Here is a 19,321-nt window from a genome sequence, read left to right as displayed (position 1 = left end):
CACCGGCGTGTGCAGCGGCCCGCGTTCGAGGCACCCGTGCCCGGCGGGCGTACCACCGATCACCTTGGATGGTTTCCCATGCCCCAGCCCGCTCTGCTCGCCCAGGACCTCGTCCGCGACCTGGGCGGCCGCCGCGTCCTCGACGGCGTGTCCCTGACCGCGTCCCCCGGCCACCGCATCGGCCTGATCGGGGAGAACGGCGCCGGCAAGTCCACCCTGCTGCGGGTGCTGGCCGGCGTGGACGAACCCGACGCCGGGAGCGTGTCGCGCCCGGTGGACCTCGGCTTCCTCCACCAGGAGATGCCGTTCGGCCCCGAATCCACCCTCGCCGCGGTGCTGGACGAGGCGCTGCGCGAGGCCCGCGAGGACCTCGCGCAGCTCGAACGGCTCGGCGAGGAACTGGCCCGTGTCCCGGAGGACGACCCGGCCCACCCGGGCCTGCTCGACGCGTACGGAAAGCGGCTGGTCGATGCCCAGGACCGGGAGTCCTGGGACGCCGACCGCCGGGCGGCCCTGGTGCTGGACGGGCTGGGTCTCGGCACGCTCGGCCACGACCGGACGCTCGGCTCGCTGTCCGGCGGGCTGCGCGGCCGGCTGGCCCTGGCGGCGCTGCTCGTGCGACGGCCGCCGGCGCTGCTGCTCGACGAGCCGACCAACCACCTCGACGACGGCGCCGCCGCCTTCCTGGAGGAGCAGCTGCGCGGCCTGCCCGGGGCCGTGGTCGTCGCAAGCCACGACCGGGCGTTCCTCGACGCCGTGTGCACCGACCTGATCGACCTCGATCCGGCGGTGGACGGACCGGTCCGCTACGGAGGCAACTACAGCGCCTACGTGAGTGGGAAACACGCCGACCGGGAGCGCTGGGAACGCCGGTACGCCGAAGAACAGGAGGAGTTGGAGGTTCTGCGGCACGCGGCAAAGGTGACCGCGCGCCGGGTCGCGCCGGACCGGGGGCCGCGCGACAGCGAGAAGATGGGCTACGGCCACCGGGCGGGCCGCGTGCAGAGCCAGATCTCCCGCCGGGTGCGCAGCGCGAGCCGGCGGCTCGAGGAGCTGGAGCGCACCCGGGTCGCCGAGCCGCCGCCCCCGCTGCGGTTCGCGGCGCCAGGGCCGGCCGCGCGCACGCCGGACGGCCCGGAACCCCTGGTGTCCCTGCGGGACGTACGGGTGCCAGGACGGCTCGCCCTGTCCGGCCTGGAGCTGTCGGCGACCGAGCGGCTGCTGATCACCGGCGGCAACGGGGCGGGCAAGTCGACCCTGCTCGCGGTGCTCGCCGGACGCCTCACGGCCGAGGGCGAGGTGCGCAGGCGGCGCGGGCTGACGGTCGGGCTGCTCACGCAGGACACCGTGTTCGATCGGCCCGGCCGCACGGTCCGGGACACCTACGCGCTGGAGCTGGGGCCGGAGCGGGCCGAGAAGGTGCCGCTGGTCCGCCTCGGCCTCCTGGCCGAGGCGGATCTGGACAAGCCGGTCGGGCAGGTGTCGGTGGGGCAGCGCCGCCGGCTGGCCCTGGCGCTGCTGATGGCCCGGCCGCCCCAGCTGCTGCTGCTCGACGAGCCTACGAACCACCTCTCACCGCGTCTGTGCGACGAGCTGGAGGCGGCGCTGGGCAGCGGCCCGGGCGCGATCGCGGTCGCGAGCCACGACCGCTGGCTGCGCCGCCGGTGGCAGGGCCGTGAGCTGCGGCTGGAGAGCGAACAGGGGTAGCGGGAGGGCGGGAGCGCCGGTCCACCGGGGTGGGTTCCGGCGGACCGGGGCGACGTGCGCATCCGCCTCGATGGCCAGCCGGTACCCAGCCGGTCCGGAGGTGAGCAGCGCGGGGTCGCCCAACGCTCGCCTCAACCGGGACACCAGCGACTGCAGGGCATTCGCCTGGTCGGCCGGTGGAACCTCAGCCGATAGCGCCTCGGCCAGGACCTCCGGCCGCACAGCGCGCCCGGCGTCCAGAACCAGCCTGGCCGGCAGCGCCCGCAGCCGTGGGCCACCGACCGGCATCGGGCCGGTTCCGGTGTCCAGCACCAGGGGTCCGAGGAGGCCGATACGCACGCGCCGACTATCGCAGCACCACCTGCTTGATTGTCAAGTTCAGTGGCACACACGTCTCAGGCAGCCGACATCCTCGTCGACAGGGCCAGTCCTTCTGCCAGGCCGGCCTTCCCGGTCGGCCGGATCCAGCAGCCCCGCCTCGGACTCACCCGGACCGTCTCCCGGCGTTTCGACGACCGCTACGGCAAACGGCACCGATGTGTTCCCGACAGGGTGGAAGAGGACCGCACGGGGCAGGCGTTCAGTCCTCGGCGTGTTCGTCGAGCAGCGCGGCGAATCCCGGGGCGATCACGAACGCGTGCCCCGTGTCGGGTGGAAGCGAGCTCCGCCCGCCCGGTCGGCGTCCCGGCGCCGTAACGCCGGACGGCGCGCTCCAGTCGGTCCGGCAGCGCGGGTTCGAATGGCATGTCGAGATCCTGGAAGGACGCCGTCCCGGGGCGGCCACCGCCATCACCAGGGCCCTGGCCCACGGTCCCGTACCCGTACCGAATTCGATGGTCAGGCATGAATAGCTTCATCATCTTCCGTTCACCCGGGCGCGACTGCCAGCATCGGCGCACCGCCACCCCGTGAGGGAGAAATTCCATGAAACGTCCCCGTTCTCTGCGCTGTCTGGCAGCCCTGGCCGTGGTGGCCCTCGCGGCCACCGCCTGTGGGCGCTCCGGCCAGGGCGATGCCCCGTCCGGCAGTTCCTCGCAGGCCGCCGCCGGCCGGACCGCGGCCGAGCTGGTCCCCGCGCAGTACCGGCAGAAGGGTGTGCTGCGCGTGGCCACCGCGGTCGGCTATCCACCGATGGAGATGTACGAGCCCGGGACCACACGGCTCACCGGTGTCGACCCCGATCTGGCCAAGGCCATCGCCCAGCGGCTCAAGCTGAAGCTCGAACTCAGCAATGCCGCCTTCGACGGGCTGATCCCCGGTCTGGGATCGGGACGCTTCGACCTGGTCATGTCGTCCATGACGGACAGCGCTCAGCGGCGCCAAGCGGTCGACTTCGTCGACTACTTCCGCACCGGTGGCGTCATCATGACGAAGAAGGGCAATCCGCAGGGGATCAAGTCCCTCGCGGACCTGTGCGGAAAGACCGTCGTCCTCGCCAAGGGAAGTTCGAACCTCCACATCGGTGAGGAGCAGAACGCCAAGTGCCGGGAGAAAATGCGCATCTCGCAGAGCGAGGACGCGCCGACCGGGCTGCTCCAGCTGGACAGCGGGCGCGCGGTCGCGACCATCGTCGACTATCCCGTCGCCAAGATGTTCACAAAGAAGAGCAGCGCGTACGAGGTCCTGCCGAAGCAGTACGGCACCTCACCGTGGGGCATCGCTGTCTCGAAGAGCCAGGGCGGGCTGCGCGACGCCGTCCGGAAGGCCCTGCAGGAACTGATCGACGACGGCGGTTACCAGAAGACCCTCGACACCTGGGGCGTCGGCGGCAGCGCCGTTTCCGAGGCCACCGTCAACGACGGGCAGTGAGTACGGACATGACCCATCAGAAAATATCCGGCGCCGCCCCCGGCGCGGCCCCGGCGAACACCAGCGAAGCGACACCGCCGGACGAGGACCTCACCCTCCGGGTGAGCCGGCGCCCCCGTCCCGGGCGCTGGCTGGCGGTCTTCGCCGCCGTGCTGTTCGCGGTCTGGCTCGCCTACACGATCATCGTCAATCCCAACCTGCACTGGGACATCGTCGCCCAGTACCAGTTCGACAGCGTGATCCTCGAGGGCCTCGGGGTGACCATCCAGCTCACGCTCGTCTCGATGGCCGTCGGCATCGTCATCGGGATCGTCGTCGCGGTGATGCAGCTCTCCGACAGCCCGGTTCTGCGTCTCACCGCCAGTGCGTACACCTGGTTCTTCCGGGGCACCCCGCTGCTCGTCCAGCTCATCTTCTGGTTCAACCTGGCCCTGCTGTTCCCGGTGATCAGCATCGGCGTACCGTTCGACGGCCCGAAGCTCGTCAGCTGGCAGTCCAACCAGGTCATCACCGGGTTCGTGGCTGCGCTGCTCGGCCTCTCCATCAACGAGGGTGCCTACATGGCAGAAATCGTGCGGGCGGGCATGCAGAGCGTCGATCCCGGGCAGCGCGAGGCCGGCGCGTCCATCGGCATGTCGAACCGCCGGATCCTGTCCCGGATCATCCTTCCGCAGGCGATGCGGGTGATCATCCCGCCCTTCGGCAACCAGTTCATCTCCATGCTCAAGACGACCTCCCTGGTCTCGGTCATCGCGGGCGCCGATCTGATGACCGTCTCGCAGCACCTGTATCTCGCCAACTTCGAAGTGGTGGCGCTACTGCTGGTGGCTTCCCTCTGGTATCTGGTCCTCACCACGATCGCCAGCATCGGCCAGCACGCCGTCGAACGCCGCTACAGCCCCGGCGCCGCCCCGCCGCTGCGGCGCAGGGTTCTGGCGAATCTCGTACCCGGTCGTGGCACCGGAAAGGGGGCAGCGGCATGAACGACGTGATCCTCAGGGCCCGTGGGGTCCGCAAGCAATTCGGTGACACCGAGGTGCTGAAGGGCATCGATCTCGATGTCCGCAGCGGTGAGGTGCTGTGTGTCATAGGCCCCTCCGGGTCCGGCAAGTCGACGCTGCTGCGCTGCTTCAACCACCTTGAGCAGCTCGACGCGGGGCGGGTATGGATGGACGGTGAACTGATCGGCTACGAACAGCACGGCACGTCCGGCCGCACCCTGCGCGAGCGGCGTCCCCGTGACATCCGGCGCCAGCGCGAGCGGATCGGCATGGTGTTCCAGCGGTTCCATCTCTTCCCGCACCGCACAGCGGTGCAGAACGTGATGGAGGGACCCGTCGCCGTCAAGGGCCACTCCCGTGCGCAGGCCGAGAAACAGGCCCGGGAGCTGCTGGACGATGTCGGTCTCGCGGACCGGGCCGACCACTACCCGGGACAGCTGTCCGGCGGGCAACAGCAGCGGGTGGCGATAGCCCGCGCGCTGGCCATGGAGCCGGCGCTCATGCTCTTCGACGAACCCACTTCCGCTCTCGATCCCGAACTCGTCGGCGAAGTCCTGGGCGTCATGCGCGACCTGGCCCGCAGCGGTATGACGATGGTCGTCGTCACTCACGAGATGGGGTTCGCGCGCGAGGTCGCCGACCGTGTCCTGTTCATGGATCAGGGTGCCGTCGTCGAAGCCGGGAGCCCGGACCTCCTGTTCACCGACCCGCAGCACGAGCGCACGCGGGCCTTCCTTTCGACGGTGCTGTGATGGGCCGCCCGCTGGATCTGCTGCTGCGCGGCGGCACGCTCGTCGACGGCACCGGCGCCCCCGCCAGGGAGGCGGACATCGCGGTGGTGGACGGACGGATCGCCGTACTCCCCGCCGGTACCCCGGCCTCGGCCACCGAGAGTCTGGATGTGACCGGCCAGGTCGTCACTCCCGGCTTCATCGACGTACACACACACTCCGACGCCCTGGCGGCACCGCACGGCGCCGACGGCACCGCGGAGCCGGTCGACGATCTCCGCCTCGCACCACTGCTCCAGGGCGTCACCACGGAGATCTGCGGCAACTGCGGGACCAGCCTGTTCCCCTCGCTCCCGGAGCGGCTGCCGGCACTTGCCGAGCATCTCAGGGTGACGTTCGGGCTCGGACCGGTACAACCCGCGGTGGACTTCGACACGTTCGCCGCCGGACAGAACCTCACGCTGCGCCGCACCCACATCGCCTCGCTCGTCGGCCACGGAACCCTGCGCGCCGGGGTGATGGGCTTCGAAGCCCGCCCGCCGGGGCCCGACGAACTGGACACCATGTGCGCACTGCTCGACCGGGCGTTCCGGCAGGGCGCGGCCGGCCTGTCCACCGGGCTGATCTACCCTCCCGGCACCTACGCCGACACCGAGGAGATCGTCGCGCTCGCCAGGGTCGCCGCCCGTCACGGCAAGCCCTACGTCACTCATCTGCGCGACGAGATGTCACAGGTGGAGACCGCCCTGGAGGAGGCCCTGGAGATCGCGGTGCGCTCCGGCGCCCCGCTGCAGATCTCCCATCACAAGACCGCCGGCCGGTATGCCTGGGGCGCCACGCTGCGCACCCTGCCCCGGCTGGAGCAGGCCCGCGCCGAAGGCGTGGACGTCCTGTGCGATGTCTATCCGTACACCGCGGGAAGCACCGTCCTGCACGCCATGCTGCCGCCGTGGACGAGCGAGGGGGGCGTCGGTGCCCTGCTGGAACGGCTGAGCCGGGCCGATACCCGCGACCGGATCCGGACGGACATCGCCCAGGGTGTCAAGGGGTGGGAGAACACCGTGGGCAACGGTGGCTGGGACCTCATCACGGTGGCCGCCGCTCAGACGCACCCGGAGGCCGAGGGCCGCAGCATCGCCGACCTCGCCGCCGAGCGCGGTGTCCACCCGGTCGACTACGCGTGCGACCTGCTGCTGGCCGAGCAGGGCGAGGTGACCATCATCAGCCACTCCATGCGCGAGGACGACGTCCGGCGGGTGATCGCCAGTCCCCTGTCGATGATCGGCTCGGACGGCGTCCCCAAACCCGGCCGGCCGCATCCCCGCTGGGCCGGAAGTTTCGCCCGTGTGCTCGGCCATTACGGCCGCGACCAGCGGCTGTTGCCGCTGGAGCAGACGGTGCACAAGATGACCGGTCTGCCGGCCCGGCGGTTCGGGCTCACCGGCCGCGGCGTGGTCCGCGACGGTGCCCTCGCCGATCTGGTCGTCCTCGACCCGGCAGCGGTACGCGACACCGCCACGTTCGACCAGCCGCTGCTGGCCCCCGAAGGCATCGATACCGTGGTGGTGGCGGGACAGGTCGCCGTGCGGAGCGGCTGCCCGACCGCGAAGCGGGCGGGGGAAGTGGTGAGGATCCGATGAGTCTGGCCCAAGTGGCCGCGGCGGCGCGGCGCTCGGCCGCGCTGCCGCTCACCCTGGCCGTCGCCGCCGTCGACATCGACGGCGGCGAGACGGTGGGGGTCGACGAACACACGGTGCTGCCGGTCGCGTCCGCCTCGAAGCTGCTGCTGCTCGCCGAGGTCGCACGCCGACTGGACACCGGCGAACTGCTTGCCGACCGGACCGTCGACATCCTCGACGAGGACGTGGCGCAGGGTACCGGCCTGCTGCGCCGGATGAGCGGACGCGGCTGGACCGTCGAGGACCTGGCCTGGCTGACCGCTTCGGTCAGCGACAACAGCGCCACCAACGCGCTGCTCCGGCTGGTGGGGCGCGAGTCCACGGCCCGGCTGGCGGAGCAACTCGGGCTCGACCGCCTGACGCTCCACGACCGGGTCCGCGACATCCGGGGCCCGGATGTGCCGCCCGTCTTCGCCACCGGCACCGCGAGGGACCTGGCCCGGCTGGTGACACATGCGGTACGCGGCACGATGAGCTCCCCGGCGGCCTCCGCACGGCTGCTGCACTGGATGCGCGCCAACACCGACCACGGTCTGGTCCCCGCCCTGGTGGATCACGACCCCTACGCCCCCGGTTTCCCGGACCCGCTGCCCGACGGGCTTCTGGTGGCCAACAAGACGGGCACCGACACCGGGGTGCGCGCCGACGCCGGTGTCATCGTCGGGGCACGCCGGCTGGCGTACGCGGTGGTGGCGCACTGGGAGTCGGCGCTGGGCCCCAGCACCGAGCGGGCCGCGGTGCAGGCCATCCGGGATGTCGGCCGCGTTCTCGCGGCCTGTGCCCGGCGTCGGGCCGCCGTATGAGGTGCGGGCCCCCGAAGAGAGGCGGGGGCCCGCACGGCGAAGAGGACCCGAAGGGCGGCCCGGACACCGGCCGGCCTTCGGGCCCGCCCACCGGAACCACGGATCGGTGCGCCCGCACCGGAACGCCGCGCCGGCCCGCCCCGCCGGTCAGGACCACTGCATCTCCAGCAGCGACCGGATCTCCTCGGCGGCCGACCGCAGCTCCGCGAGGAAGATCCGCAGCAGCGGGTTGCGGTTGGTGGGCCGGGTGGCGACCCCGATCCTCCGGTGCAGTTGAGGATGGTCCAGTCGGCACACGTGCACTCCTGCCGTGTCGCCGATCCCGAGGGCCGGGACGAGTGCGATGCCCATGCCGGCGCGCGCCAGGTTGATCGTGACCTGGTAGTGATCGCTGCGGCAGTGGACCCGCGGCCGGAACCCCTCGGCGGCACAGGCGCGCTCCAGAACCGGTTCGCCGGTGTGACCGCCGTGCGTACCGATCCAGCTCTCCCCCTCCAGGGCGGCGAGCCGGACCTCGGTGCGCCGCCCGAGGGGGTGGCGCAGCGGAAGTATCACCACCTGGGGCTCGTCGAAGAACATCTCCACATTTACGGCCGCCTGCCGGCACCAGGGGTCCAGCGGATGTTCGAAGACGACCACCGCATCCAGCCGTCCCGCCTCCAGATCGGGTACCAGCTCGTGCGGCTGCCCCAGGATCAGCTCCAGTTCGACCTGGGGCCGCCCGGACGCGAAGGCCGACAGCGCCCGGGGCAGCAGCTCCAGTCCCGAGGAGGCGAAGAAGCCCAGCCGCAGGACCCCGGCCTCTCCTTCGGAGTGCGCCCGCAGGTCGTCCTGGGCGACTGCCATCAGGTCGGCGACGGCCTGCGCGTGCTCGGCCAGTCGCGCGCCGGCTGCCGTCAGCCGCAGGCTCTGCGGCTGACGTTCCACCAATGCGACCCCGAGTTCCTGCTCCAGCCGGGCGAGTTGGTGCGAGATCGCGGACGGGCTCAGATGCAGAGCCTGGGCCGCGGCCACGATGGTGCCCGTACGGGCTATGTGCAACAGGACGAGCAGTCGGGCACTGTTCAGCATCGGGCCAGATTAGGCCGTGGCGACGCACTGCGGCGTCACGGGCCGGGCCGGCTCGTCCACGTCCAGGCGCAGCAGGTCCTCCTCGGTCTCCCGGCGCACCACGGTGCGGGCCCGGCCGTCGGACACGAAGACGACGGCCGGGCGCGGCAGCTTGTTGTAGTTGGACGCCATGGCATACCCGTAGGCGCCCGTGACGGGCGTGGCCAGGAGATCGCCCACCCCGACTCCGGCGGGCAGGGCGGCTTCGTCGACGATCACGTCGCCGCTCTCGCAGTGCTTGCCGACCAGCCGTGCCCGCAGCGGTCTCGGTGCACGCGGGCAGCGCGGCAGGAACACCTCGTAGCGGCTGCCGTACAGGGCAGGGCGCAGGTTGTCGCTCATTCCGCCGTCGACGCTGACATACGTGCGCACGCCCTCGATCCGCTTGATCGTGCCCACCCGGTACAGGGTCAGCCCCGCGCGGGCGGCGATGGACCTGCCGGGCTCCACCGTCACCTCGCCGTCCCAGCCCGCGTCGCGCACCGCGGTGCGCACCCGGGCCGCCCAGTCGGCGAACGAGGGCACGGTCTGGTCCGCCTCGTAGGCGACACCGAGGCCGCCGCCGACGGTGAGCCGGTGCACCTGTGCCTCCACGGCGAACCGTGCCACAGCGGCGGCGCCGGCTGCGAGCTCCGCCGTGTCCAGCACCTGGGATCCGACGTGCGCGTGAACGCCTTCCAGGATCATCGCCGGGGAGCCGGCGGCCCGCCGCACGGCGGCCGCGGCGGTTCCGCGGGCGAGGCCGAAGCCGAACTTCGAATCGTCACCCCCGGTCCTGATCGCCTCGTGCGCACCTGCGGCAACACCGGGGGCCACTCTCAACTGGATGCGGACCGGCGGCAGTTGTCCCTCGGCATGCAGGTACTCGATGCGGTCCATCTCGTCGAAGCTGTCGACCACCACATGCCGCACCCCCGCCGACATCGCCGTGCGCAGCTCCGACTCGTCCTTGTTGTTGCCGTGCAGCACGATCCGCCCGGCCGGAACACCGGCGTGCAGTGCCACTCGCAGCTCGCCGCCGGAGGCGACATCGAGCAACAGCCCCTCCTCATGGGCCAGTCTCGCCATGGCCGTGCACAGGAATGCCTTGGAGGCGTAGGCGACGTTGTCCCGGCCGAAGGCGGCGACCGCCTCGCGGCAGCGTCGGCGCAGGTGCTCCTCGTCGTATACGAAGAGCGGCGTTCCGAAGCGCTGAGCGAGGTCGGTGAGCAGGACCCCTCCGACAGCGAGCCCTTCGGGACGGACCTCCGACGTGAAGGGCAGCAGCCCCGTTTCGATGGCTGACGACATGATTCCTCCCCAGTAGGCCGGCTCCCGGCCATCCTGCGGCCTGCACGAGGAATCGGGAAAGCGCATTCTTCCGTGGCTGAGCCTCGTGATTTTCGATGCTCATGCCGCGTCGGGACTCGGGAAACGGGCACGGACTCCGGGTGGGGAAGCCCTTCCCGCAAGGCCGTGACGGGGCCTTTGCCGCCGACGACGTGCGATCCGGTGACATGGGGGAAGGGCCGCGTCAGGCGGCCAGCCGGATTCCGGTGACCAGGTGCGGCCAGATGCGTACCGCGCAGTCCATCACCTGGTCCGACCAGGGGCGGAGCAGTCGCTGGTAGCGCGCCAGAGCGTCCGGATCGGTGACCGGGGAGCAGTATCCGGTGGCGACGACGCTCCAGCCCAGATGGGTCAGCGGATCGATGTCGTCGGCCTGGTAGGCGACCACGACTCCCCGTTCGCCGTGGTCACGGGCCTGGGCGAACAGATCCGAGTCCCGATGGGTCAGGATGATGATCTGACCGTCGTCCAGCAGATGGTTCACCGGCCGGACGGCGGGCAGCGCCCTCTGGGTGAAGACGATCCGCCCCAGCGACGCCCCGGCGAGCAGGCTCAGGGCCTGGGTGCCTGTCAACTCGACCGTGCGCCGCGGCATGGTGGCCGCCGAACCGTGGAGCGGTGCCGCGTCCGATGGCGGTGCCGCGTCCCTGTGCACGGACGGCTGGGGCGACTGATGGCATGAGTGGTTCATGGGGGCTGCCTCGTCTTCTGATCTGCTCGCCTGCCGCACGAGTACATCGAGTGGCGCCGTCCCCGCACCAGGGCCGAACGGCCCCAGGGCCGAACGGCCCTAGTGACGTCCGGCCTCCGATGGGTTCACTGCGGTGCATCGCATGCCACGGGCCGGTTCGACGGCGGCTCCGGGACCGGCCCGTGGCGTGCGGGTGCGTGCGTGCGGTCGGATCGGACCGTGCTGATGTGTGCGGGAGGGGAACGTGGTGATCGCAGTCGTCGGGCACAGAGACCTCGGCAGCGGAACTCTGGAGCTGGTGGAAGCCGAACTGAAAGCGAGGCTGAAACAGCTGGCAGAGGGCGCGGCCGCTCTGGTGCGGGTCGGACCGGGGCTGCCGCTGGTGTTCGGGCGGGCCGCGCGGGAGGCCGGGCGGAAGCTGACGGTGCTGCTGCCGGCCCAGGGAGCTGTTCCCGGCGTGCTGCCCGAGCGGGACCGGCCGGCCGCGGGTGAACTGCTGGTCCTGGCCGAGCAGGTGCGTCTTCTGCCTTTTGATCCGGCCGACCGCGACGCGTGTGTCAGCGCCGATGAACGGCTGGTGGAGACGTGCCGGACCCTGTTCGCCGTCTGGGACGGATCGCCGTCGGACGGCCGGGACGCCACCGCGCATCTGGTGGCCTTCGCGCGTGCGCGGGGGATCCAGGTGGAGGTCATCTGGCCGAACGGCTCCGTACGGGGGCGGCCATGACGGTGTCGCAGGGTGGGGCGGTGAGCGTGGCGGAAGGACCCGAGGCCGGTGATCCGGTCTGCGCCGCCGCGTCCGGAACGGGCCACGACCGGGAGTGCGCCGGGGCGAGACCGGGGTTCGGGTGGCTGTTGGTGATCACCGCCGCACTCGGGCTGCTCGGCTCGTTCATGATCACGATCGACAAGTTCGAACTGCTCGCGGACCCCGGCTTCGTACCCGCCTGCTCGCTGAGCCCCGTGGTGTCCTGCACGAGTGTGATGCGCAGCGAGCAGGCATCGGTCTTCGGCTTTCCGAACCCGCTCATCGGGCTGGTCGCCTTCGGGGTGGTGATGGGGACCGGCGCGGGTCTGCTGGCAGGTGCGCGCTACCGGCGCTGGTTCTGGCTGGGACTGAACCTCGGCACGCTGCTCGGCGTCGGCTTCTGCATGTGGCTGATGACGCAGGCGTTGTTCGAGATCGGCGCCCTCTGCCTGTGGTGCGTGCTCGTATGGGTGGCCACCATCTTCATGTTCTGGCACACCACGGTGCACAATCTGCGCCATGGCATCCTGCCCGTGCCACGTGCCCTGGTCGCGGCGGTGCTCGAGTTCCCTCTCGTGGTGCCGGTGACCTGGTGCCTGGCCGTCGTCATGCTGATAGCAATCCGGTTCTGGTCGTACTGGCAGACGTTTCTGTGACCGCGACGATGTCGGTGGGCTCGTGATGGATGTGCGCGGTCGGTATTCCGGCGGCGGCCAGCCGCGCGGAGACGGCCCTGGTCGACTCGGTCATGGATACCTCGGGGGCCAGAGCAAGAAAGGCGTGCTGCCGGGCGGCGGCCCCGGGACGCGGGGACAGTATGCCGTTCAGGACCCGCAGCCCTGCACCCGCGAAGTCGGCAGCCGCAGGGGCCGATACGAGGGTCAGCCACGGGCGTCCGCGCCGGAAGGCCTCCAGATACGCCGCGTCGTACATCTCTTCGGCCGTGCCCCTCTCCTCCGGCGCGGCGAGACCCAGCAGCAGTCGCACCCGGTGCACGCAGGACGGTTCGGTGTCGATCCGCTGGAGCAGCGCCTTCATCGGAGCCCAGCCCGTACCGGAGGCGATCAGCAGAATGTCGGAGGCCGGAGTGTGATCGGGCAGCGCCAGTGCACCGCGCGGTGCACTGATACGGACGGCGCTGCCCTCGCGCGTGCCGTGCACCAGCGCATCGCTCACCCCGCCGGCGCCCCGAGCGCGTACATGGAACTCCAGTTCACCGTCCGGATGCGGCGCGCGGGCCAGATAGTAGGGACGCCATGCCTGTTCCAGCTGCGGCGACTCCAAGGACGCGTACTGCCCGGCCTCGAAGGCATAGGGCTGATGGGGCCTCACTCGCAGCACCGCGAGATCGGGCGTGCGGAGTTCGTGCGAGGTCACTGTCGCATCCCAGCTCGGCGGTTCGGCGATCGCCTCGTCCGCACCCCGGACCATCGCCGTAACGGCCAGCCGCAGCATCCGCAGCCAGGCGTCCTCCAGCGCACTGGTCCAACGGGCCCCGGCACGCATGCGCAGCGCCTCGATCAGCGCCGCCTCGAAGGCCTCGAAATGCGCGGGGCGCACACCGAGCTTGCGATGGTCTCGCCCCAACTGCGCGAAAATGCCGATCATCTCGTCCGTACGGTGCAGGTTGCCGATCAGATACCGGAAGATTCCTACGAGATGGACCTGTTGGAACGCCATCGACTCGGGGAACAACGACCGCAGATACGGGTGCCGCTCGAACAGAAGCCGGTACAGCTCGGCGATCAGCTCCTCCAGCGGGCTCACCAGTGGCAGGAATTCACTGATCAGCAGTTGGTCGGCCGTTCCGTCGTACGCCTGCGGGGCCTTGGCGCTCCACCGTTCGGAACGGCTGCCGGACGGGGCCAGGATGCGTCGTCGCAGCCGCATCGCGTCATGCCGTGCGAGCAGTGCGTGGTAGTCCTCGCTCGGGGTGTTCATGGGCCGGTGACTCCTCGGAGCAGCGCAGTGGGGGGCGGGGAAAGAGACGTCCGTGGCGCCCGGACGATCTTGGCGGCGTCAGTATGGCACCGCGTCCAGCCCGCTGACCGGCCCTGGCCACAGGGCCTTTCGGCCCTGTTCAGAGACCGTTCACCATGCTGTGGCACCCCGGCGGGACCATGGCTGCGGACGGGCACATACTGGTTCCGGCCCACCCCTTCCCCGAACCGATCGAGCATGGTGTGAACGAGTCCGCGAAGTCCCCGCTGAGCACGTCCCCGTCGCAGTCCGCCACCCCCGTACGTGTCTTCATCCTCGACGACCACGAGGTCGTACGGCGCGGCGTACGTGATCTGCTGGAGGCCGAGGACGGCATCGAAGTCGTCGGCGAGGCGTCCAATGCCCGGGAGGCGCTGGCCCGCGTGCCGGCCAGCAGGCCGCAGATCGCCGTACTGGACGTACGCCTCGGCGACGACCAGGGCGGTGACCACGCCGGTATCGAGGTATGCCGGGAACTGCGGGCCCTGATGCCCGAACTCGCCTGCCTGATGCTGACGTCGTTCGATGACGACGAGGCGCTGTTCGACGCCATCATGGCGGGCGCCGCGGGGTATGTGCTGAAGCAGATCAACGGGGCGGATCTGATCGCCGCCGTACGCACCGTCGCGTCCGGCACGTCGATGCTCGATCCACGGACGACCGCCCGCGTGATGTCACGGCTGCGGGGCACTCAACGAACCCCCGCCGAGGAGTCCGCGACATCGGAACTGGACCGGCTCACGCCCAGGGAACGGCAGATCCTGGATCTCATCGGCGAGGGCCTCACCAACCGTGAGATCGCGGAACGTCTCTTCCTGGCCGAGAAGACCGTCAAGAACCGTATCTCCTCGATTCTCGCCAAACTGGGCGTGGGCCGCCGGATCCAGGCCGCGATGCTCGTCGGCCGGCTGAAGGACCGTCAGGGGCGGCCACCGGTCGCGGGAGGCTGACAGGCGCTCGGCAGGCGTCAGTCGTGGAGCGGCACGCGCCAGACGATCCGGGTCCCGCCGTCCGTCGGCCGTTCGACGGCCAGTGTGCCACCGCACAGCTCCGCCCGCGTACGCATATTGGCCAGCCCTCCGGGGCGCCCGGCTGCCGGACCGTCGGCATCTGCCGCCGTCCCTGTCCCGGGCGCGGTCGTCGCCGTGACACCGCCCCGAATCCCGATGCCGTTGTCGGTGACGGTCAGGGTCACCGCGTCGTCGGCCGACAGCACGATGCCGATACGGGTCGCACGCGCGTGGCGAGAGGCGTTGGACACCGCCTCGGCGGCGACCGCCACCACGTGTTCGGCCAGTTCGTCCGGGACCGTGGTGTCCACCGGCCCGTCGATCCGCAGGGAGGGCCGGAAGCCGAGGGCGTGGGCCGCCGTGCGAGCGGTCTCCGTCATCCGGTGCCGCAGCCCGCCGCGACCCGAACCGTCCGCCGTCCGCAGATCGAAGATGGTGGACCGGATGATCCGGATCGTGGTGTCCAGATCATCCACCGCCCGGCTGACCCGCTCGGCCGCGTCCGGCCGGTCCGCGATGACACGCGTGGTGCTCTGGAGAGTCATCCCGGTCGCGAACAGCCGCTGAATCGCGAGGTCGTGCAGATCGCGGGCGATCCGGTCCCGGTCGTGCATGACGGCGAGCTCCTCGGACTCGGCCCGCCCGCGGGCCAGTTCCAGGGCGATGGCCGCCTGGTCGGCGAAACCCGAGACCAGTGCGACCTCGGTGTCGCCGAACGGCGGGCGGCCCGCCGGCCGCCCCAGGCGCAGTGCGCCCCGTGCGCCCGTGTCGACCTGCAAGGGCACCGTCACCACCGGCCCAAGACCTTCCTCGGCACCGTCACCGAACGGATGAGCCCGGGGATCCGTACGGACATCGGCGCAGTGCACCGGCGTCCCGGTACGGGCGGCAAGTCCGGCCAGTGATCCCCGCGCGGGCACGGACAGCCCCGTGACCCGCTCGGAATCCCTGCCGTGGGCGACGGCAACGGTGAGGCGTGCCTCGGCCCCGGGCGCCTCCGAAGCCCCGGAGAGGGGCGCGGGCGGCGTCGGCAGCAGGATCGCGGCCCGGTCGGCCCCCGCCACCTCCATCGCCCGCTCGGCGATCAGTTGCAGCACCTCGTCGGCGTCCGTCCCCGAGAGCAGGGCGCGAGTGATCTCCCCCAATGCCTCCAGGCGCCGCTCCCGACGGCGGCTCTCGTCATACATGCGGGCATTGTCGATGGCGACCCCGGCCGCGATCGACAGGGTGGTCAGCACCGCTTCGTCATCGGCGTCGAAGCTCACCCCGCCCCGCTTCTCGGTGAGATAGAGGTTGCCGAACACCTCGTCGCGCACCCGCACCGGCACTCCGAGGAAGCTGTGCATGGGGGGATGATGGGGTGGAAATCCAAAGCTGCGCGGATGGCTGCTCAGATCGGTGAGCCGCAGCGGCTCCGGGTGGTGGATCAGCTCACCGAGGATGCCGCGCCCGCACGGCGTCTGGCCGATCACCGCGGCGAGCTCCTCCGATATGCCGACCGGCAGGAATTCCAGCAGCTTCTGCCCGTCTCCGACAATGCCGAGCGCCCCGTACTCCGCGTCGGTCAGGGTCACCGCGGCTTCCACGATCCCGCGCAGCACCTCGGGCAGTTCCAGGCCCCGCCCCAGGCTCATCACGGCGTCCAGCAGGCTGTGCATCCTGTCCGGCCGGCTGGGCTGAGGCCAGGGCGCCGAGCGGGGGCAGGAGGCTCCGGTCGATTCGCGGGCAACGGAAGGGGAGCCGGGGGAGCCGGGAGAAGGGACTCCGGAGGGAGAGCCGGACGCGGTAGGTGCTGTCTCTGTCATCGGGGCGCCGCTCTCTGAGTCCGTCCGTGTGCCGTATGCCGGGAATGTGCTCACCGGATCACCTCAGGGCTGGGACCGGTCCACGGACGGTCAGCCTACGGCAGCCACGGGACCGGTGGCCCCGCAGTGCACTCCCGTCCCCGGGGACCGGCTCGGACCGGGCCGGTCGGCCGCCTGATCGACCGGCAGTAGGGCCGGTCGGCCCCGTGGAAGGTGCCTGTCGGTCCCTGGAGGGCTTGGAGGGCCACGACGAGCATGGTGCGGCCGGGAAGGTCCGGTCCGTCCCCTCGTGATCCGCCGGACCTTCCCGACCGCTCCCCGGATCCGCCCGTGCGGCCGGGGAGCGCCCGAAGAACCGCAAGAGCTGGAGGACACGGTCCGGTGGACGCAATGGAATCGCACGGCAATCAGGCCGCCCCCGCGCAGGGGCCCAAGCCCCCGGATCCCGGGGCCGCGGCCGCCGACGCGCACTCCACCAGGAACGACCACCCGGCCACCCGGGCCGGCACGGAAGAGGGGGCGACGCAGCCCGGTACCGGTCTGCCGGGCCGTTCGTCCCGCGGGCGGATCGTCGTCTCGTGGCTCACCACGACCGACCACAAACAGATCGGCACGCTCTATCTCGTCACCGCGTTCGTCTTCTTCCTCATCGGCGGCGCGATGGCACTCGTGATGCGCGCCGAACTCGCCCGTCCCGGAACGCAGATCATGTCCAACGAGCAGTTCAACCAGGCATTCACCATGCACGGCTCGGTGATGCTGCTGCTGTTCGCGATGCCGCTGTTCACCGGATTCGCCAATTGGCTCATGCCGCTTCAGATAGGCGCGCCCGATGTGGCGTTCCCTCGGCTGAACATGCTGGCGTACTGGTTGTTCCTCTTCGGTTCCCTGATCGCCGCCGCGGGGTTCCTCACCCCCCAGGGCGCCGCCGACTTCGGATGGTTCGCCTATGCGCCGCTGTCCGACGCCACGCATTCCCCGGGCATCGGTGCCGACATGTGGATCATGGGCGTGGCGCTCTCCGGATTCGGTTCCATTCTCGGAGCGGTGAACTTCATCACCACCATCATCTGCATGCGCGCGCCGGGAATGACCATGTTCCGAATGTCGATCTTCACCTGGAACGTACTGCTGACCGCTGTACTCATCCTCCTGGTCTTCCCCGTCCTCGCCGCAGCGCTCTTCGCACTGGAGATGGACCGCAAGTTCGGCTCGCACATCTTCGACCCCGCCAACGGTGGCGCGCTTCTGTGGCAGCACCTCTTCTGGTTCTTCGGCCATCCCGAGGTCTATGTGCTGGCTCTGCCGTTCTTCGGCATCGTTTCCGAGATCGTTCCGGTCTTCTCCCGGAAGCCGATGTTCGGCTATATCGGGCTCGTCGCCGCGACGATCGCCATAGCCGGACTGTCCGTCACCGTCTGGGCCCACCACATGTATGTCACCGGTGGTGTGCTCCTGCCCTTCTTCGCCTTCATGACCTTCCTGATCGCTGTACCGACGGGAGTGAAGTTCTTCAACTGGATCGGCACGATGTGGAAGGGATCGCTGTCCTTCGAGACGCCGATGCTGTGGACCACCGGGTTCCTGATCACCTTCGTCTTCGGCGGACTGACCGGAGTCATCCTGGCCTCACCACCACTGGACTTCCATGTCTCCGACTCGTACTTCGTGGTCGCCCACTTCCACTACACGCTCTTCGGCACGGTGGTGTACGCGATGTTCGCCGGATTCCATTTCTGGTGGCCCAAGTTCACCGGCAAAATGCTCGACGAACGCCTGGGCAAGATCACGTTCTGGGTGCTGACGGTCGGTTTCCATCTCACGTTCCTCGTGCAGCACTGGCTCGGGGCCGAGGGAATGCCTCGCCGGTACGCCGACTATCTCGCCGCTGACGGCTTCACCGCCCTCAACACCCTTTCCACCATCGGCTCGTTCCTCCTCGGACTGTCGTTCCTGCCCTTCTTCTACAACGTTTGGAAGACCAGCCAGTACGGCAGGAAGGTCACCGTCGACGACCCCTGGGGATACGGCCGCTCTCTGGAATGGGCCACGCCCTGCCCTCCGCCGCGGCACAACTTCACTTCACTCCCCCGGATCCGCAGCGAGTCCCCGGCCTTCGACCTGCACCATCCGGAGATCGCCGCACTCGAACTCGAACCCGCCGTACCGCACTGACCCTCCGTCTCCCCCGCATCCCCACCCTCAGGAGAGTGCTGTCCGATGTCCCACGGTGTTCTGGCGGTCGGTGTCGTCGCGTTCTTCGCATCCGGCAACGTCTGGTACCTGCCTGCTTATGTCGACTTGCGGGCGGGCCGCGACCGGCCGCGTTCCCGGCGGCTGGCGGCGGCCGCGGTGCTGACCGGGTGGGGATCGGCAACCCTCACCTTGCTTCTGCTGCTGACGCCGGTCGCCCCGGCCACGGTTGCACTGGTGGCGGTCGCGGGCACCACCGCTGTGGTGTCCCTGGCCGTCCAGGCGTGGCTGCGACGGGGCCAGGAGCGACGCGAGGTGGAAGACTGCTGGTCCGCACTCTTTCCGGTACGCACCGCCGGCCCGGTGGGGACCAGCGAGGACGAGCAGTGAGCCTCCGCTCCCCCATCCGGCTGCATCCGCCACCAGCGTGGTCCCGGACGGGGTCGAACATGATGTGCGCTCCTGGGTCGGCTGAAGCTCGATCTGGTCGAGGGCGCACCGCAGACGTACCGACGCGCAGGCGACGGACTCCATCTCCTCATGCTGCCCCATCGAGGCAGCAGCAAATTCAGGTGTAGAGGAAGATGTCAAGGGCTGAAAGCACGCGGTCGATCTTGTTGGCGAACACGATGCCGGTGCTGCTGCCCCCTGCGAAGAGCAGGCCGATCGGGCTGATGCTGCTGTCCCAGGTCCCTTGGTCAGGAAACGGGATCCAACACCTGTTC

Annotated in this window: 16 protein-coding genes; 11 read left to right on the top strand and 5 right to left on the bottom strand. The window is 70.2% G+C overall.

Features of this window, described 5'->3' with window-relative positions:
- The first annotated feature begins 78 nt into the window (after window positions 1-78).
- The 6 genes from ACF08M_RS07900 to ACF08M_RS07875 all read left to right on the top strand — a co-directional run bounded on the left by ACF08M_RS07900 (window position 79) and on the right by ACF08M_RS07875 (window position 7,730).
- The gene (locus ACF08M_RS07900) at window positions 79-1,707 is read left to right on the top strand and encodes an ABC-F family ATP-binding cassette domain-containing protein (RefSeq protein ID WP_392184365.1); all 1,629 of its coding nucleotides are present in this window, start codon (window positions 79-81) and stop codon (window positions 1,705-1,707) included.
- A 924-nt stretch (window positions 1,708-2,631) separates the two neighbouring features.
- Window positions 2,632-3,516, top strand: a complete 885-nt coding sequence (locus tag ACF08M_RS07895) for an ABC transporter substrate-binding protein (protein WP_392184364.1) — start codon at window positions 2,632-2,634, stop codon at window positions 3,514-3,516.
- 8 nt (window positions 3,517-3,524) lie between these two features.
- Window positions 3,525-4,499 (top strand): amino acid ABC transporter permease, encoded by a 975-nt coding sequence (locus tag ACF08M_RS07890; protein WP_392184363.1) that lies wholly within the window; start codon window positions 3,525-3,527, stop codon window positions 4,497-4,499.
- Window positions 4,496-5,269, top strand: a complete 774-nt coding sequence (locus ACF08M_RS07885; RefSeq protein WP_392184362.1) for an amino acid ABC transporter ATP-binding protein — start codon at window positions 4,496-4,498, stop codon at window positions 5,267-5,269. The genes ACF08M_RS07890 and ACF08M_RS07885 overlap by 4 nt, the downstream gene beginning before the upstream one ends.
- A complete protein-coding gene (locus ACF08M_RS07880) occupies window positions 5,269-6,888 on the top strand; it encodes an amidohydrolase family protein (RefSeq protein WP_392184361.1) in 1,620 nt (539 codons plus the stop codon). Before ACF08M_RS07885 ends, ACF08M_RS07880 begins: the two co-directional genes overlap by 1 nt.
- Window positions 6,885-7,730, top strand: a complete 846-nt coding sequence (locus ACF08M_RS07875; RefSeq protein ID WP_392184360.1) for a serine hydrolase — start codon at window positions 6,885-6,887, stop codon at window positions 7,728-7,730. Before ACF08M_RS07880 ends, ACF08M_RS07875 begins: the two co-directional genes overlap by 4 nt.
- Window positions 7,731-7,877: 147 nt before the next feature.
- Here ACF08M_RS07875 and ACF08M_RS07870 read toward each other — a convergent pair whose 3' ends face one another.
- From ACF08M_RS07870 to ACF08M_RS07860, 3 genes are all read right to left on the bottom strand, one after another.
- Window positions 7,878-8,801, bottom strand: coding sequence for a LysR family transcriptional regulator (locus tag ACF08M_RS07870; protein ID WP_392184359.1), 924 nt, complete (start codon window positions 8,799-8,801; stop codon window positions 7,878-7,880).
- 9 nt (window positions 8,802-8,810) lie between these two features.
- Window positions 8,811-10,130 carry a diaminopimelate decarboxylase gene (lysA, locus tag ACF08M_RS07865; protein ID WP_392184358.1) on the bottom strand — a complete coding sequence of 440 codons (1,320 nt, stop codon included), beginning with the start codon at window positions 10,128-10,130 and terminating at the stop codon, window positions 8,811-8,813.
- 223 nt (window positions 10,131-10,353) lie between these two features.
- Window positions 10,354-10,764 carry a pyridoxamine 5'-phosphate oxidase family protein gene (locus ACF08M_RS07860; RefSeq protein ID WP_392184486.1) on the bottom strand — a complete coding sequence of 137 codons (411 nt, stop codon included), beginning with the start codon at window positions 10,762-10,764 and terminating at the stop codon, window positions 10,354-10,356.
- A 343-nt stretch (window positions 10,765-11,107) separates the two neighbouring features.
- Between ACF08M_RS07860 and ACF08M_RS07855 the strand changes: the two genes are divergently transcribed.
- Both ACF08M_RS07855 and ACF08M_RS07850 read left to right on the top strand, forming a co-directional pair.
- Complete coding sequence (locus ACF08M_RS07855; RefSeq protein WP_392184485.1) at window positions 11,108-11,587, top strand: hypothetical protein; 480 nt, start codon at window positions 11,108-11,110, stop codon at window positions 11,585-11,587.
- Window positions 11,584-12,264, top strand: coding sequence for a vitamin K epoxide reductase family protein (locus ACF08M_RS07850; RefSeq protein WP_392184357.1), 681 nt, complete (start codon window positions 11,584-11,586; stop codon window positions 12,262-12,264). The genes ACF08M_RS07855 and ACF08M_RS07850 overlap by 4 nt, the downstream gene beginning before the upstream one ends.
- Here the strand turns inward: ACF08M_RS07850 and ACF08M_RS07845 are convergent.
- A complete protein-coding gene (locus tag ACF08M_RS07845; protein WP_392184356.1) occupies window positions 12,215-13,549 on the bottom strand; it encodes a globin domain-containing protein in 1,335 nt (444 codons plus the stop codon). The two genes, ACF08M_RS07850 and ACF08M_RS07845, sit on opposite strands and share 50 nt — an antisense overlap.
- 155 nt (window positions 13,550-13,704) lie before the next feature.
- Here ACF08M_RS07845 and ACF08M_RS07840 point away from each other — a divergent pair, with 155 nt between their 5' ends.
- Complete coding sequence (locus tag ACF08M_RS07840; protein WP_392184355.1) at window positions 13,705-14,538, top strand: response regulator; 834 nt, start codon at window positions 13,705-13,707, stop codon at window positions 14,536-14,538.
- Window positions 14,539-14,555: 17 nt separating this feature from the next.
- Here the strand turns inward: ACF08M_RS07840 and ACF08M_RS07835 are convergent, their stop codons facing one another.
- Window positions 14,556-16,256: a GAF domain-containing protein gene (locus tag ACF08M_RS07835; RefSeq protein WP_392184354.1), complete on the bottom strand. Its 1,701-nt coding sequence runs from the start codon at window positions 16,254-16,256 to the stop codon at window positions 14,556-14,558.
- A gap of 537 nt (window positions 16,257-16,793) precedes the next feature.
- On the opposite strand from ACF08M_RS07835, the gene ctaD reads away from it, so the two are divergent.
- Both ctaD and ACF08M_RS07825 read left to right on the top strand, forming a co-directional pair.
- Complete coding sequence (ctaD, locus tag ACF08M_RS07830) at window positions 16,794-18,578, top strand: cytochrome c oxidase subunit I (protein ID WP_392184484.1); 1,785 nt, start codon at window positions 16,794-16,796, stop codon at window positions 18,576-18,578.
- Between the two features lie 45 nt (window positions 18,579-18,623).
- Complete coding sequence (locus ACF08M_RS07825; RefSeq protein WP_392184353.1) at window positions 18,624-18,986, top strand: hypothetical protein; 363 nt, start codon at window positions 18,624-18,626, stop codon at window positions 18,984-18,986.
- The last annotated feature ends 335 nt before the right edge of the window (window positions 18,987-19,321 follow it).

This window comes from Streptomyces sp. NPDC015032, from assembly GCF_043080425.1.
In the GTDB taxonomy this organism is placed as follows: domain Bacteria; phylum Actinomycetota; class Actinomycetes; order Streptomycetales; family Streptomycetaceae; genus Streptomyces.
The sequence above is the reverse complement of the archived record's forward strand: the minus strand, read 5'-3'. Positions and strand labels throughout refer to the sequence as shown.

What these genes read in the sequence shown, in the direction of transcription:
- ACF08M_RS07870 (WP_392184359.1), bottom strand. Translation starts at nt 8,801, where the DNA reads ATGCTGAACAGTGCCCGACTGCTCGTCCTGTTGCACATAGCCCGTACG.
- ctaD (WP_392184484.1), top strand. Translation starts at nt 16,794, where the DNA reads ATGGAATCGCACGGCAATCAGGCCGCCCCCGCGCAGGGGCCCAAGCCC.
- ACF08M_RS07825 (WP_392184353.1), top strand. Translation starts at nt 18,624, where the DNA reads ATGTCCCACGGTGTTCTGGCGGTCGGTGTCGTCGCGTTCTTCGCATCC.
- ACF08M_RS07875 (WP_392184360.1), top strand. Translation starts at nt 6,885, where the DNA reads ATGAGTCTGGCCCAAGTGGCCGCGGCGGCGCGGCGCTCGGCCGCGCTG.
- ACF08M_RS07850 (WP_392184357.1), top strand. Translation starts at nt 11,584, where the DNA reads ATGACGGTGTCGCAGGGTGGGGCGGTGAGCGTGGCGGAAGGACCCGAG.
- ACF08M_RS07890 (WP_392184363.1), top strand. Translation starts at nt 3,525, where the DNA reads ATGACCCATCAGAAAATATCCGGCGCCGCCCCCGGCGCGGCCCCGGCG.
- ACF08M_RS07845 (WP_392184356.1), bottom strand. Translation starts at nt 13,549, where the DNA reads ATGAACACCCCGAGCGAGGACTACCACGCACTGCTCGCACGGCATGAC.
- ACF08M_RS07880 (WP_392184361.1), top strand. Translation starts at nt 5,269, where the DNA reads ATGGGCCGCCCGCTGGATCTGCTGCTGCGCGGCGGCACGCTCGTCGAC.
- ACF08M_RS07885 (WP_392184362.1), top strand. Translation starts at nt 4,496, where the DNA reads ATGAACGACGTGATCCTCAGGGCCCGTGGGGTCCGCAAGCAATTCGGT.
- ACF08M_RS07835 (WP_392184354.1), bottom strand. Translation starts at nt 16,256, where the DNA reads ATGCACAGCCTGCTGGACGCCGTGATGAGCCTGGGGCGGGGCCTGGAA.
- lysA (WP_392184358.1), bottom strand. Translation starts at nt 10,130, where the DNA reads ATGTCGTCAGCCATCGAAACGGGGCTGCTGCCCTTCACGTCGGAGGTC.
- ACF08M_RS07895 (WP_392184364.1), top strand. Translation starts at nt 2,632, where the DNA reads ATGAAACGTCCCCGTTCTCTGCGCTGTCTGGCAGCCCTGGCCGTGGTG.
- ACF08M_RS07860 (WP_392184486.1), bottom strand. Translation starts at nt 10,764, where the DNA reads ATGCCGCGGCGCACGGTCGAGTTGACAGGCACCCAGGCCCTGAGCCTG.
- ACF08M_RS07840 (WP_392184355.1), top strand. Translation starts at nt 13,705, where the DNA reads ATGCTGTGGCACCCCGGCGGGACCATGGCTGCGGACGGGCACATACTG.
- ACF08M_RS07900 (WP_392184365.1), top strand. Translation starts at nt 79, where the DNA reads ATGCCCCAGCCCGCTCTGCTCGCCCAGGACCTCGTCCGCGACCTGGGC.